The 11,328-nt window shown below is 61.9% G+C and carries 21 protein-coding genes and 2 pseudogenes; 18 read left to right on the plus strand and 5 right to left on the minus strand.

Features of this window, described 5'->3' with window-relative positions; all coding sequences use genetic code 11:
- From AC07YR_RS03845 to AC07YR_RS03930, 18 genes and pseudogenes are all read left to right on the plus strand, one after another.
- A pseudogene (locus AC07YR_RS03845) lies at nt 1-276 on the plus strand (translation initiation factor IF-3); the annotation flags it as partial.
- Nucleotides 277-414: 138 nt separating this feature from the next.
- Nucleotides 415-1,143, plus strand: a complete 729-nt coding sequence (locus AC07YR_RS03850; RefSeq protein ID WP_494733088.1) for a DnaB-like helicase C-terminal domain-containing protein — start codon at nt 415-417, stop codon at nt 1,141-1,143.
- Nucleotides 1,144-1,151: 8 nt separating this feature from the next.
- The gene (locus tag AC07YR_RS03855; RefSeq protein WP_494733089.1) at nt 1,152-1,439 is read left to right on the plus strand and encodes a hypothetical protein; all 288 of its coding nucleotides are present in this window, start codon (nt 1,152-1,154) and stop codon (nt 1,437-1,439) included.
- Complete coding sequence (locus AC07YR_RS03860) at nt 1,436-1,987, plus strand: RuvC family protein (protein ID WP_494733090.1); 552 nt, start codon at nt 1,436-1,438, stop codon at nt 1,985-1,987. The genes AC07YR_RS03855 and AC07YR_RS03860 overlap by 4 nt, the downstream gene beginning before the upstream one ends.
- Nucleotides 1,988-1,998: 11 nt before the next feature.
- Entirely contained in the window at nt 1,999-2,217 is a 219-nt protein-coding gene (locus tag AC07YR_RS03865) for a hypothetical protein (protein ID WP_494733091.1), read from the plus strand.
- 266 nt (nt 2,218-2,483) lie between these two features.
- Nucleotides 2,484-3,014, plus strand: a complete 531-nt coding sequence (locus AC07YR_RS03870; protein WP_494733092.1) for an HNH endonuclease signature motif containing protein — start codon at nt 2,484-2,486, stop codon at nt 3,012-3,014.
- Nucleotides 3,015-3,112: 98 nt separating this feature from the next.
- Nucleotides 3,113-3,208, plus strand: a pseudogene (locus tag AC07YR_RS03875) (hypothetical protein); the annotation flags it as partial.
- 34 nt (nt 3,209-3,242) lie between these two features.
- Nucleotides 3,243-3,926 carry a toprim domain-containing protein gene (locus AC07YR_RS03880; protein ID WP_494733093.1) on the plus strand — a complete coding sequence of 228 codons (684 nt, stop codon included), beginning with the start codon at nt 3,243-3,245 and terminating at the stop codon, nt 3,924-3,926.
- Between the two features lie 11 nt (nt 3,927-3,937).
- Nucleotides 3,938-4,156 carry a hypothetical protein gene (locus AC07YR_RS03885; RefSeq protein WP_494733094.1) on the plus strand — a complete coding sequence of 73 codons (219 nt, stop codon included), beginning with the start codon at nt 3,938-3,940 and terminating at the stop codon, nt 4,154-4,156.
- Nucleotides 4,157-4,304: 148 nt separating this feature from the next.
- Complete coding sequence (locus AC07YR_RS03890; protein WP_494733095.1) at nt 4,305-4,565, plus strand: hypothetical protein; 261 nt, start codon at nt 4,305-4,307, stop codon at nt 4,563-4,565.
- Nucleotides 4,562-4,747, plus strand: coding sequence for a hypothetical protein (locus AC07YR_RS03895; protein ID WP_494733096.1), 186 nt, complete (start codon nt 4,562-4,564; stop codon nt 4,745-4,747). The genes AC07YR_RS03890 and AC07YR_RS03895 overlap by 4 nt, the downstream gene beginning before the upstream one ends.
- Complete coding sequence (locus tag AC07YR_RS03900; RefSeq protein WP_494733097.1) at nt 4,744-5,340, plus strand: nucleoside/nucleotide kinase family protein; 597 nt, start codon at nt 4,744-4,746, stop codon at nt 5,338-5,340. The genes AC07YR_RS03895 and AC07YR_RS03900 overlap by 4 nt, the downstream gene beginning before the upstream one ends.
- A 99-nt stretch (nt 5,341-5,439) precedes the next feature.
- Nucleotides 5,440-5,676 carry a hypothetical protein gene (locus tag AC07YR_RS03905; protein ID WP_494733098.1) on the plus strand — a complete coding sequence of 79 codons (237 nt, stop codon included), beginning with the start codon at nt 5,440-5,442 and terminating at the stop codon, nt 5,674-5,676.
- A complete protein-coding gene (locus AC07YR_RS03910; protein ID WP_494733099.1) occupies nt 5,673-6,122 on the plus strand; it encodes a hypothetical protein in 450 nt (149 codons plus the stop codon). Before AC07YR_RS03905 ends, AC07YR_RS03910 begins: the two co-directional genes overlap by 4 nt.
- Nucleotides 6,119-7,330: a hypothetical protein gene (locus tag AC07YR_RS03915; protein WP_494733100.1), complete on the plus strand. Its 1,212-nt coding sequence runs from the start codon at nt 6,119-6,121 to the stop codon at nt 7,328-7,330. The genes AC07YR_RS03910 and AC07YR_RS03915 overlap by 4 nt, the downstream gene beginning before the upstream one ends.
- Nucleotides 7,331-7,387: 57 nt before the next feature.
- Nucleotides 7,388-7,957 carry a sigma-70 RNA polymerase sigma factor region 4 domain-containing protein gene (locus AC07YR_RS03920; RefSeq protein WP_494733101.1) on the plus strand — a complete coding sequence of 190 codons (570 nt, stop codon included), beginning with the start codon at nt 7,388-7,390 and terminating at the stop codon, nt 7,955-7,957.
- A gap of 5 nt (nt 7,958-7,962) precedes the next feature.
- Nucleotides 7,963-8,469 carry a hypothetical protein gene (locus tag AC07YR_RS03925; RefSeq protein WP_494733102.1) on the plus strand — a complete coding sequence of 169 codons (507 nt, stop codon included), beginning with the start codon at nt 7,963-7,965 and terminating at the stop codon, nt 8,467-8,469.
- On the plus strand, nt 8,466-8,729 hold the full coding sequence (locus tag AC07YR_RS03930) for a hypothetical protein (protein WP_494733103.1): 264 nt from the start codon (nt 8,466-8,468) through the stop codon (nt 8,727-8,729). Before AC07YR_RS03925 ends, AC07YR_RS03930 begins: the two co-directional genes overlap by 4 nt.
- Before the next feature lie 84 nt (nt 8,730-8,813).
- Here AC07YR_RS03930 and AC07YR_RS03935 read toward each other — a convergent pair whose 3' ends face one another.
- Genes AC07YR_RS03935 through AC07YR_RS03955 form a run of 5 tightly spaced genes read right to left on the minus strand, consistent with a single transcriptional unit; the run spans nt 8,814 to nt 11,276 of the window.
- Entirely contained in the window at nt 8,814-9,260 is a 447-nt protein-coding gene (locus AC07YR_RS03935; protein WP_494733104.1) for a hypothetical protein, read from the minus strand.
- A 3-nt stretch (nt 9,261-9,263) separates the two neighbouring features.
- The gene (locus AC07YR_RS03940) at nt 9,264-9,521 is read right to left on the minus strand and encodes a holin (RefSeq protein ID WP_494733105.1); all 258 of its coding nucleotides are present in this window, start codon (nt 9,519-9,521) and stop codon (nt 9,264-9,266) included.
- Nucleotides 9,521-10,426, minus strand: a complete 906-nt coding sequence (locus AC07YR_RS03945) for a hypothetical protein (protein WP_494733106.1) — start codon at nt 10,424-10,426, stop codon at nt 9,521-9,523. The genes AC07YR_RS03940 and AC07YR_RS03945 overlap by 1 nt, the downstream gene beginning before the upstream one ends.
- 8 nt (nt 10,427-10,434) lie before the next feature.
- Nucleotides 10,435-10,836: a hypothetical protein gene (locus AC07YR_RS03950; RefSeq protein ID WP_494733107.1), complete on the minus strand. Its 402-nt coding sequence runs from the start codon at nt 10,834-10,836 to the stop codon at nt 10,435-10,437.
- Nucleotides 10,833-11,276, minus strand: coding sequence for a hypothetical protein (locus AC07YR_RS03955; RefSeq protein WP_494733108.1), 444 nt, complete (start codon nt 11,274-11,276; stop codon nt 10,833-10,835). The genes AC07YR_RS03950 and AC07YR_RS03955 overlap by 4 nt, the downstream gene beginning before the upstream one ends.
- Nucleotides 11,277-11,328: the final 52 nt, after the last annotated feature.

Consider the following 11,328-nt stretch of genomic DNA (forward strand, 5'->3'; position numbering starts at 1 on the left):
TGCGGGGGGGGGCTGGAAGCCGCGCCACTGAATCCCGCCACGGATGGCGGCAGCTTCGACAACGTGGCGGCTGCGCAGCCTGCTGCAGCAATAACCACGCCACCCGCCGTAGCAACGCCCGCCGTTGCGCCGAAGAAGTTCCCCGCGTTCGGCAAGGCGGCCGCAGCTAAGCCGCCTGCAGCCACCCCCGCCCCCAAGCGGGAGGCTAGCGAGCCCCCGCCTGCAGCTCCGGCCGCAGGCGGGTTCCCCGCTGCGCCGGCCTGGAAGAAGCCATAGCAACTGCCGCAGTTAGGCCGTCAGCAATCGCTGGCGGCCTTTCGTTTCGAGCGACGAGGAGTTGCTATCCAGACAATAGGACAGAGCCGGCGCAAGAACATTGCGGCTGGTGAGCCCATCTACACGCCGTTTGCGTGCATGACCAGCACGAAGACGCATATCCGACGCGGCCAGCTGACGCTCATCGCAGCAGGCCCGGGCTGTGGCAAGACAGCAATTTTGCAATCCATCCTGCAGCGCGGCGATGATCGCGGCAACCTGAACTCGACACTATTCTTCTCGCTCGATTCCGACAGCAGCACGATGTTCAAGCGGGCCGCAGCCATTCACTCCAACTGGGAGCAGTCGGCCATCGAGGAAATCATGGAGACCGGCGACAGGCGAGGGCTGGAGGCGGCGGTCGCGGCGGCCACTGGTCACATGCGCTGGTCGTTCGACAGCAGCCCGTCCGAGGAAGACATTCTGCTGGAGATCGAGGCCTACGCCGCCACCTTCGGCGGGTTCCCGAGCGTCCTGGTCTTCGACAACCTCAAGGACATCAAGATGGGCGTCGGCGAAGGCGAGTTCCAGCAGCTCGAAGAGGCCTGCGTGTTCCTCAATGGCCTAGCCAAGGACACCAACGCGGCAGTCATCGCACTTCACCATATTGTCGGCAGCCTCGAAGACGGGCTCCAGCCCGTCCCACTCAGCGGCCTGCGCGGCAAGGTATCCAAGACGCCGTCGGTCGTCCTCACGCTACATCGCAACGCGGAGGGCAAGCAGCTCCGCGTCTCACCAGTCAAGAACCGTGGAGGCACCGCAGACGCCTCCGGCAACTGGTCACTTCCCATCAACATCGACCTCGCCAGGATGTCATTCACTGGCTAAGGAGCCGCATGAACATTGACACAGACTCACACGACACTATCCCCGGCGTTACTTGGATCGTCGACTTCGAGAGCGACCCGCCGCAGCGCCTGGCTGCCATCGAGTTCGACGTCAACACGCTGATCTCGCTCGTCGACGTGGCGGACGCGGCAACCTACGCCAGGGGCGCACAGACCCGCGAGAATGGCGCCATCTTCAGGGACTACCTGTTGCCGATCATCCGCGAACTGGAGCGCCGGTCGCTGCATTCGGCCGAGCAGTGGGCCGCCACCAAGCATCTGGCAGCCGCCGAGTGAAGGTGATGGGGATTGACCCGTCGCTCAACAGCACAGGGCTGGCGCTGCCTGACGGCTCGCTGCAAACACTCAAGCAGAAGCCAGCCGACGGCGACTATCGGCTCGTCAAGATTCGGTTGTCGATCATCGAGGCAATCTTCCCGCCCAACCGCCCTGACCTCGTAGTCATGGAAGACCTCCCCCGGAACGCAATGGGCGCGGGCATCACTGGCCAGGTGCAGGGCGTCATTCGCGAGACGCTGCAGAACTATTCCGTGCCTTATCTGCTGGTGAGCGCGGCGACGTTGAAGAAGTTCTCGACCAATCGCGGCAATGCCAAGAAGCCCGAGATGCGCGCCGAGTGGGAGGTCTGGAGCGGCGAAGACAATCCGCGAGACGACGAGGTGGATGCCGCATTCCTGCGGCTGATCGGCCTCTACCTGACGAGTCAGATTCCCGAGTCGGCATCGCAGCACAGGCCCTGGTGGGACGTCTCACTGGCCAACTTGCGGCCCGCATTCGACAAGCTCCACCTTGGAGCACAGCAATGGATCAAGGAGGCCTCATAGTGCCACGCAGCATGAGTGAGAAGTGCGACGAAGCATTCCGCGTTGCCGAGAAGCTGACCTACTCGAGGAGCGGCTCGACGGTCAACTACTACGGGCCGTATGCGACGGCAGCAGCAGCCAAGGGGCAGGCGACCACCCTGCGCCGCGAGCATCAGATGTGGGATCGCCACGCGAAGCTGGAGACGTGGATCGAGAAGTCGTCAGCTGCCTGGGAGCGGGTGGCCGAGTGACTGTCATCGAGATTGCATGGGCCGTCATCGCATTCATCCTGATCGCATGGCTCATCTGGGGCCAGCCGCCTCCCAACCTGCCGCTGGTTCACTTCTAGTGGACTACCGCAGTGACGTGACAGGCGCGGTTCAGCTGACGCTCACCGCGCACGAAGCAGATCAACTAGAGAAGTTCCTTCACCTTTCGGCCATGTCGCATATGACATGGCCGATTGTCGTTGGTGACTTCATGACCGAGCGCAAAGCGCGAAGGGAGGGGCTGCCTAGTGGCCGCCACAAAGATTGATCCAGCGACCATCCCACTCGCCGACGCTGGATACCCCACGGAGAAGATGCTCCAGCGCTTCTGGAGCAAGGTCGACAGAGGGACTCCTGACGAGTGCTGGCCATGGACCAAGTCATTCAGGTTAGGTGGCTACGGGCAGTTCATGCTTGCGCCGCGCACGCCTCGGATTGCAAGCAGGATGGCATACGTTTTCCACTACGCAGTTCCCATCCCCGATGGCCTGCTGATTCGACACAAGTGCGACAACCCGCCGTGCTGCAATCCCCTGCACCTAGAGCCCGGGACCCACTCCGACAACATGCGCGACATGGCGGAGCGCAATCCCGATATCCGGAAGCGCGGGAGGGTGGGGCTGGCGAGCAATCGCTCAAAGATCAATCTGGAGATTGCAAACGCCATGCGGATTGATCTCGCCACTGGCATGCTCGGCAACCGGGTTGCGGAAAAGTATGACGTCTCGCCGTCGCACGTGTATCGCATCAAGCGCGGAGACGTATGGCCGGGATATTAGCAGGTCGAGTAGAGGGAGCGAAGCTCCCCCCGGTCCCAATCCGCGATGTGCTGACCCACTACGGCGCGACCAATCTACTGCACGGCCATCGCGGCTGGATGCCTACCCAGTGCGTTTTTCACGATGACAGTCAGGCGTCCGCATCATTCAGCGAGCAGCTAGAAGCCTTCGCATGTCACGGGTGTGACATGCGGGGCGACGGCCTCGCCCTAATCATGAGAAGAGAGAATGTCGGATTTTCTGAAGCCGCCGACCTTGCTAGAGAAATCTCACCTGGGTGGCTTGGCGGAGAACTACCATCAGCAACTGATCGGCCCCGAAGGGTCCGAGCTTTGTCGCTTTTTGACGGAGGAGCGCGGGCTGACGTTGGAGACCATAGAACGCTTCCGCCTCGGAATCGCACAAGGCCAAGGCGTATCACCTGACCACGAGTCGAAGCGTGGCTGGCTGAGTATTCCATACCTCAGCCCCACGGGCGTGCTGTCCATGCGCTTTCGCCGGCCGCCGGATAGCGACCACCAGGCCAAGTACTGGTCGCCCGCTGGCTCGAAAAGCAGGGTATTCAATACCAATGCGCTACTGAATCCCGGTCACTGGATTGCCATTTGCGAGGGCGAGTTCGACACCATGTCGGCTGTCCAGTGTGGCATCCCCGCCATCGGATTCCCGGGCGTCAAGTCATGGCAACCCTACTGCCGCAACATGTTGAGCGGATTCAGCCGCATCCTGGTCCTCGCGGATAACGACGACAAGGACGGGCAGGGTGCCAAGTTTGGCGAGATGATCGCCGACCAGCTGGATGACGTCAAGGTGATCCTCAGTCCGAAAGGTCACGACGTGAACTCGCTACTACTGGAGCTCGGCGCCGCAGGCGTCCGCTCCCACTTCGGCATCGACAAGCACAGCGACTAGAGAGGTTGATCATGGCACGCGCAAACATCAGCTCAGTCACCAAGAGCGTCCACCTGCCGCGACTGACGCCACGCAGCGAAGTGAAAGAGCCACTCGGCCGCGCACTGCTGGACGTGCTCGACGCGGCGGTTGACGTTAATGGCTACACCGACCTGCGGAAGTCAATCATGACAGCCGTCTACGACTACGACACTGAGTCGTTTGAAATCAGATGGGACTTGGCCAAATGAGCGCTTCATTGCCAGCGAAAAACTCGCAAGGCAGGTGGCTCACCTGGTGCGAGGACTGCCAGGACGGCTATCAGGGCGGTAAGCCCACGGCGACCAGGTGGGCCGACAGGCACAATGACCAACGACACAACGAGATTGGGGCGGCGAAATGAGCTACAAGATCACACTCGCACCCGGGCAGGAGTCGGCAGTCTACGACTTCAAGGGCAACTCCTTTGCCGAACTCGGAGCGAAGCTCGACGAGTTCTATGCAGTCATCGACTACAACGCGGCGAGCCCGAGCGGCTACCCGGCGGTGCATGTGGGTATTACGAATCTGCGCGAATTCCATCGCGGCGAGATCGTTCGCACCAGCCTCGGTGGCTACAGTGCCAGCGTGAATGTCGAGCGGCGTGGGGCTGGCGAGTGAGTGTCGCTCAGCACTCCTACGACATCGAGGTCAAGGTGATCGGACCTGATGACGTCGAGCACTCAATCAAGAGCACTATCTCCGCAGAGCTGGCGAAGCCAGCAATCGAACACATGGCCAGCTACCTGCTTGATAACAGCAAGCTGGTTGTGCTGAAGAAGATGGGACTGAATTACAAGTGATCCTCATAGCATTGACCGGAGCCGCGCGTAGCGGAAAAGACTCCTGCGCCGACCGACTGGTTGAACGCCACAACTTCACCAAGATTTCCTTCGCAGCCCCGCTGAAGCAGGCGTTGGCAGCCACCGACCCGATACTTGGCTTCCACCCCTACAAGCCCGGGCAACTGGTGCGCCTCTCCGAGGCGCTGGCCAACGAGTCGGAAGACGTCATCAAGCAGGCCTTCCCCGAGTACCGGCGGCTGCTGGAGAAGCTTGGCACCGAGGGCATCCGCGCAATTGACGACGAGTTCTGGGTCAACGCGGCTATCAATAGGGCAGACCCCAGCAAGTCGCAGCGCTACGTGTTCCCAGATGCCCGCTTCCAGAACGAGGTTGATGCTATCTGCGATGGCGTCACATTCAGCAGCCTCTACAACACCGCCGAAGCCTGGCACATCGTCCGCCCGTCGCTGGTCGGCCCCGTCGGCGAGATGCATGCGTCGGCAGCATTGCACGGCAACCTCGGCGAGGACCGTGAGGTCGTCAACGACGGGTCACTTGACGACCTGCACTCCATCGTCGACGCAATTGTCGAAGAGCTGGAGGACGCCTAGTGGACGTGCTCTATCTCGCCAGCTACATCGCACTGGCATTCATCGGCGCCTGCTGGGCGCTCTCGCGCCTCGGCGAGTGGCTTGTGGAAAGGATCAAGAATGACTGAGCAACTCCTCGACCTCCGGCCGAGCGGCCGGTACGACAAGGTGGCGGCTGCCTACGACGGCATGAACAAGGACAACCGCGAGGTGTTCCGCCGTATCATCACGTCGCCCGTCCGCGACTACGGCCATGAGGCAATTGCCAAGGCGCTGCGTGGCCTCGGCTATGACGTCGACCGCAAACAGATTCACCTGTTCCGAGAGAAACTCGCTCGCAACAAGGTGAGCCTGTGACGGCTACGGCCAGCGAGATACTCGCAGCCATTCGCCTGGCCTACCCGAAGTGCGCAGTCGTCCGCGAGGTGTCCATCGTCGACCTGCTGCACACGAGGCAGTCCAGCGCCTCCAAGCCAGTCCGCCGCATTGATGCGCTACTGCGGGACACCAGCGGCTACACGGCCATTGAGATTAAGGTGACGAGAGCCGACTTCCGTCGCGACACCATCGAGAAGCGGCGAGCGTGGCAATCACACACCCGCCGCTTCATCTATGCCACGCCAAAGGGTCTGCTGAATGCCAGCGAGATACCGGCCGGCTGCGGGCTCTGGGAGTTCGACGGCCACCGGCTGACGGTGGCGAAGCGAGCGACGATCAACAAGACGCCAACACCATTCCCGCGAGCAGTCTTCGACACGATGCTCTATCGCGTTAGTAACTATGAGAGGGCAGCAAGCCTATGACGAAGTCGTTGGAAGAGTTGCTGGCTACCAACCAGCCGAGTTTCATCAGCCCCGAGAAGGGGATGCCAACCGCGTTCCGCGCTGGCTCCATCAAGAAGGATGGCGTGCTGACAGCGGCCACAGGGGCCAAGAATGCGGGCTTCAATGCGACGCACGACAATCTGCTGCTGGACAGGGGCTACGACCCCGCAGAGTGGCGCGTGACGTCTGTGACAGACAGCGAGTGGGACGTCCAGACGAAGGCCGGACCTGACACCTTCTACGCCTTCAAGTTCACGGCCGTGCCACGCCCTGCCGAGGACGTTGCGATTGTCGCTGACATTGATGAAGCGCGCAAGCGCTTGCAGCAGTACAAGCTGCCGCGCCGCATCCCTGGCAGCGGACTTGGCCCGGAGGTTGGGGCTGTGCTGAACCTCGCCGACATCCAGGGCGGCAAATCTGAGGGCGGCGGTGTCAAGGCTACCGAGCAGCGGCTGATGGACGGCTTGGCGAACTTTCAGGCCTACGTCGACAAGCAGCGCAGGGTTGGCGTCAACCTCAACAAGCTGATGATCGTCAACAACGGCGACCCCTACGAAGGGGTCGCCGGAAACTACGACTCGCAGCTATTCACGGTCGAGTTGAATCACCGTGGCCAGATGAACTTCGTTCTTGACGTCTGGCAGACCTACGCCCGCGAGCTGTTCCCGCAGTTTGACCACGGAGACTTCGTCTCGGTGCTATGCAATCACACGGAGATGGGCCGCATGGGCGCCCGCAAGAATCAGACCAGCGACAGTGACAGTGGCGGAGCGTTTCTCGCTGAGACGCTACAGCGGATTCTCGCCGGCCGGTCGGACTTCGACCACGTCAACTTCCACATTCCGCATGACGAGATGAATGTCTACGTCGACTTCGCCGGAATCCCGATGGGCTTCAACCATGGCCACAAGATACCGGGCTCCGACGCTGCCGGCTTTGAGAAATGGCTCAATGGCCAGGTGCGCGGCGACGCTCGTGCCCACGCTGTAAAGGTGTGGATCACGGCCCACCGGCACAACTTCCAGTGCTGGGACCTAGGCAGCGCAACGGGCTTCTCATGCCCGTCGTGCGACGGTGGATCGAAGTGGCTGAGGGACATGAATGGCAAGTACTCGCGTGCTGGCATTCTTGCACTGACCGTCGGCGAGCATCATCACCTTGGCTGGTCAGACTTGGCCTTCCTCTAGCAACCTACCTACATGTGGGAGCCCTTCGGGGCTCCCTTTCTTTTTGAGAGGACGGCAATGACCGCCACCGACACTTACGTTCCTGCAACGATGGACGACACCTTCTACCTGCAGTACCTGCCCGTCGTCACGCGAGTCGCTTACCGCGAGCACCGCCAGTCGACCATCTACTCCGTCGAAGACATCGAGCAGGCCGTCTGGGAGCATGTGCTCAAGAACTGGGCCGAGTACGCCACCTACGACGAGGCGCTCGTAGTCAGCTGCATCAACCGGGCAGCCCGCACCTACGTCACGCAGGCCCGCATCGAGCACATGTATGCGACGGGTTCGTTCATCTACACCCCGAAGCTGGTTGCTGCCTACTTGGCCACCTGCGCCTGGGAACCCCTCGAAGAGGTGCCCGACATTGACGCCCGGGTTGACCTGCAAGAAGCGTTCCTGCTTCTTCAGCAGTCGGCACCCAAGCAGGCGGAGGCAGTCTTCAAGCGCTACGGCATGGGCGAGACCAGTTTGTCGGAGGCCGAGGAGAAGAACGTCTCACGCGGCGTCGAGTCAATCTGCCACCGGCTCAACAGCGGACTGCGCCTGTCCGCCGAATCCATCGACCTCGCAATCTCCAAGGAGTAACTAACTTGCTTTTCTGGATTCTGGCAGCTTTGCTAGCCACCTTTGTAATCCTCGTCGTTGTCAACGAGTGTGACGGCTATGGGGAGCCCGTCATGGCCGGCGTCGCAACCTCCGTCATTGGTGGCGTTGTCGGCGTGATGATCTGGGGGGCGTGCTGCTGGCTCATGCCAAGGGAGACGGTCGTCACAAGCCAGACCACGCACCAGCTGCGCGCACTTGGCAACGACAGCGCCCTTCAGGGGCGCTCATACTTCCTCGGCGGCGGCTATATCAATGACAAGCGCGTGCTGAACTACATCACCCGCAGCGACTCTGGCGCCATCAAGGTCGAGCAGGCCGACGCCAGTGACTCGACCATCTATGAGGGGTCGAGCGCCGCTACCGCGACCGTCTCTGAGATTGACGGAGTCAATGGCTGGATTTCGCCATGGCCCATCGACCATAAGCATGCCTACGAGTTCCACATTCCCGCCGGCTCCGTAGTGGAGTCCTACGCATTGGACAACAAATGATCCCCGACAACACGCCCCTCGAAGTGACCATCGTCCGCCCGAGCCAGAAGGAGACCCGCGCCAGTACGTGGGCGATATTCCTGATCGGCATCCCGCTGTTCGCGCTGCTCCTCTGGGCAGCGTTCCTTGGCGCGCTCAACGACCTGTTCAATGTCGAGTTCAGCTACTGGCAGTGCCTGCTCATCATGCTCGGCTACCGGGCACTGAAGGTCAGCAACGGCCTGAGCCTCTGGACTCGCAAGAACCCCGCCGACAAATAGTCGACAACGCAAAAAAGAGCCCCCTACCAGTGACCCGTAATGGGTTGCCGGTAGGGGGCTCTTTCGTCGTTTAACACGGTGTTGCTAGCTGATGACGTAGGGGGTGCCGTCGCTGTCGATGCCGAGACGCGGTGACAGCGCCAGGACGTCCGAGGTTGGCTCGTAGTCGATTGCCGTCAGCACATTGAGGCTGGTGGCACCTCGCGCGATTCTGACCTGCTTGCGGAGCACCTGCGCCTTGCTAGCAAGGTCGCGGTACGTGGCCAGCACGTCGTACTCCCAGTTGCCAATCGAGTTGCCCGCTGCATCGCGGTAGCCACTCTGTTGACCATGGGGAACTAGCAGCGCAACCCCGGCCCCCGAAGGGCCGGTAGCGTTTCCGGTGACAGCAGCCAGCAACTCGCCAGTCTTGCGATGGAACACTTCGCGGGTAGGCGTCAGCGTCAGGCTGATGGCAGAAGCGCCACCCTGCCACACGGCGGAGGCCGGCAGCGTCACCTCGCACAGCGTCACGCCTGCGGGGAACGTCATAACCTAGGCCCCTGCGCGATGGCGGGCGTTGACGGGCAGCGCCTCGATGTTGCCAGCAGACGGCGTGCCGTCGGTGCCCACGGCTACCGTGATGCACTTGAGCACGGTCAGCCCCGCCACAATGGCGGAGGCCGAGATGATCTGCAGCCAGTCAAGGGACAGCATGCCGATGGTGTCAGTGCCAGCTAGGCCGAGCACGGTTGCGGCGAAGGTGCCGAGCGTGCGCTCGAGCGTCGCCTTCCAGAATGTCAGTGCGAACATTAGGACTCCTTTGATGCGGTGAGGGTGATGGACAGCCCGGAGACGGCCTTATCGATGCCCTGCTGGAGGATGGCGGCGAACTCCTCTTCCGAGAGCCCTGCGGGCTTTGTGTCGTCCTTGAGCGCCTGTACGTTGTAGGCGTTCCACGAGGCCTCGAGGCCAATGCTCGTATCGCCCCCAGTCAGGACGTTGGGGAGCTTCGCAGACAGGACGACCTGAGCTGTCGCCTGGGCCGTCTTGGCGATAGTCTCCTTGATGATCGCGTCCATCGATTGGAGCAGCCACAGCGGCTTCGCCGCGCGTCCGTCACTCGTCTTGTAGTCGAAGTTCCAGAGGTGCCCGGCGATCTTGGCCGCCGCCTCGTCGCTGATGTCGTCTACGTATCCCATGTCTTCCTCTTCCTGCTGAATGGTGTTGCCCTGCGCGGCGATACTGCTGGCCTTCGGCCGCAGGTAGCCGACAAGCCCCTGCTTTGGCAGGTGCTGCAAAATGGTTGGGCCGGTGGATTCCCCCGGGTAGGGGTTGTCGGCCAGCGATGCGCTTGAGTTCTGTGAGGCGCAGAGCAGCAAGCCGCCAGCGTCTCCCACCACCACGGCGACATGTGTCGCTGGGTAGTACCAGTAGCTGTCGCCCCACACGGCGGTGTCGCCGAACTGGGCGACAGAGTTGGGGGGCATTAGGTCGAAGTTGGCTGACGCCCCGTTGCTGAAGTACTGGTCAACCAGCGCCCCCGCCCAGCCGCTCCACTTGCCGCCATAAGTGTTGACTCGCGGAATGCCGAACCAGTCACAGAAGTGGGCGAACAGGTCCCAGCATTGGGCGCCGTAGCCGCCGTCCATGTCGACGTAGCGCTTCGCCAGCACATATGCCAGCCACTCGTTGAACGCTTCCCTCGTGATGGTCATGACAGCTCCTAGACGCGGATGCCGTCTGGGACATCCTGGGGGTTGATTTCTTCGATAAGGCCGTGCCTGCGGAGTATTGCCACGAGCACGTAGACGAAGGTCTCCAGCACGCGGTTGCGGTTGCTGACCTCTCGCAGCCGCTCCTCGAAGAGGTCCAGCCGCTTGTCGCGCTTGGCGAGCTCCACCTCGTGCTCAGCCTTGTCGTCTTCACGCGCCTGCTCGATGCGGGCAATGGAGCCCTCGAGCTGCTTGATGAGATTGGCAGTAATGCCTTCGGCCCGCAGGTAGGCCTGCCCGTCGACGTCCAGCTCTTTGACCTTGACGCTCGACTTGCCTGCCACGCGGGCTGCGCCGATTGACCCGGCGATGGTGATGAGTGCGAGGATGATCGCCTGCCACAGCTCGATCACAAAATCACTTCCCGAACATCACGATCGTTCGGGCCTTGCATCCCGCTCACCACCATCACGACGGCGGCGAACGCCCAATAGATGAGGCCGGAGACGACGCCGAGAATAGGTGCACCTGCGACCACGACGCCAATTAGGAACAGGAAGCCCCAGATGGCCGGTGCGAGGACTAGCGCGAAGAATCCGACCCAGTCCCTGGGGCGGCAGAAGAAGGCGCTTACAGCGCCAACGGCAGCCGCTGCCAGCCAGAGGCAGGCGAACGGTTGGATCGGCATGACGTCGGTAATGTAGGCCAGCGCGCTGGCGCGTGAGGCCGACCCTGGCATAAAGAGGAAGCTGATGCCGAGCACAAAGTAGAAGCCGGCGAGCAGGAGCTGGACGGCTCCACGGCGCCCATTGACTCTCGGCAACCGGGGCGGGGACTTGTCATGTGAGGCCATAGGGCCTCCCTTCGGTTATAGTTGCCGAGCGGCTCTTGTCAATGGGCGCCGT

The organism is Arthrobacter sp. GW460-12-1-14-TSB2 (assembly GCF_059423525.1).

Bases quoted from the DNA above. Each gene is read 5' to 3' on its own strand.
- AC07YR_RS03905 (WP_494733098.1), top strand. From the start codon at position 5,440: ATGACTGAGCAACTCCTCGACCTCCGGCCGAGCGGCCGGTACGACAAG.
- AC07YR_RS03865 (WP_494733091.1), top strand. From the start codon at position 1,999: ATGAGTGAGAAGTGCGACGAAGCATTCCGCGTTGCCGAGAAGCTGACC.
- AC07YR_RS03855 (WP_494733089.1), top strand. From the start codon at position 1,152: ATGAACATTGACACAGACTCACACGACACTATCCCCGGCGTTACTTGG.
- AC07YR_RS03935 (WP_494733104.1), bottom strand. From the start codon at position 9,260: ATGACGTTCCCCGCAGGCGTGACGCTGTGCGAGGTGACGCTGCCGGCC.
- AC07YR_RS03915 (WP_494733100.1), top strand. From the start codon at position 6,119: ATGACGAAGTCGTTGGAAGAGTTGCTGGCTACCAACCAGCCGAGTTTC.
- AC07YR_RS03885 (WP_494733094.1), top strand. From the start codon at position 3,938: ATGGCACGCGCAAACATCAGCTCAGTCACCAAGAGCGTCCACCTGCCG.
- AC07YR_RS03940 (WP_494733105.1), bottom strand. From the start codon at position 9,521: ATGTTCGCACTGACATTCTGGAAGGCGACGCTCGAGCGCACGCTCGGC.
- AC07YR_RS03930 (WP_494733103.1), top strand. From the start codon at position 8,466: ATGATCCCCGACAACACGCCCCTCGAAGTGACCATCGTCCGCCCGAGC.
- AC07YR_RS03850 (WP_494733088.1), top strand. From the start codon at position 415: ATGACCAGCACGAAGACGCATATCCGACGCGGCCAGCTGACGCTCATC.
- AC07YR_RS03880 (WP_494733093.1), top strand. From the start codon at position 3,243: ATGTCGGATTTTCTGAAGCCGCCGACCTTGCTAGAGAAATCTCACCTG.
- AC07YR_RS03890 (WP_494733095.1), top strand. From the start codon at position 4,305: ATGAGCTACAAGATCACACTCGCACCCGGGCAGGAGTCGGCAGTCTAC.
- AC07YR_RS03955 (WP_494733108.1), bottom strand. From the start codon at position 11,276: ATGGCCTCACATGACAAGTCCCCGCCCCGGTTGCCGAGAGTCAATGGG.
- AC07YR_RS03945 (WP_494733106.1), bottom strand. From the start codon at position 10,426: ATGACCATCACGAGGGAAGCGTTCAACGAGTGGCTGGCATATGTGCTG.
- AC07YR_RS03920 (WP_494733101.1), top strand. From the start codon at position 7,388: ATGACCGCCACCGACACTTACGTTCCTGCAACGATGGACGACACCTTC.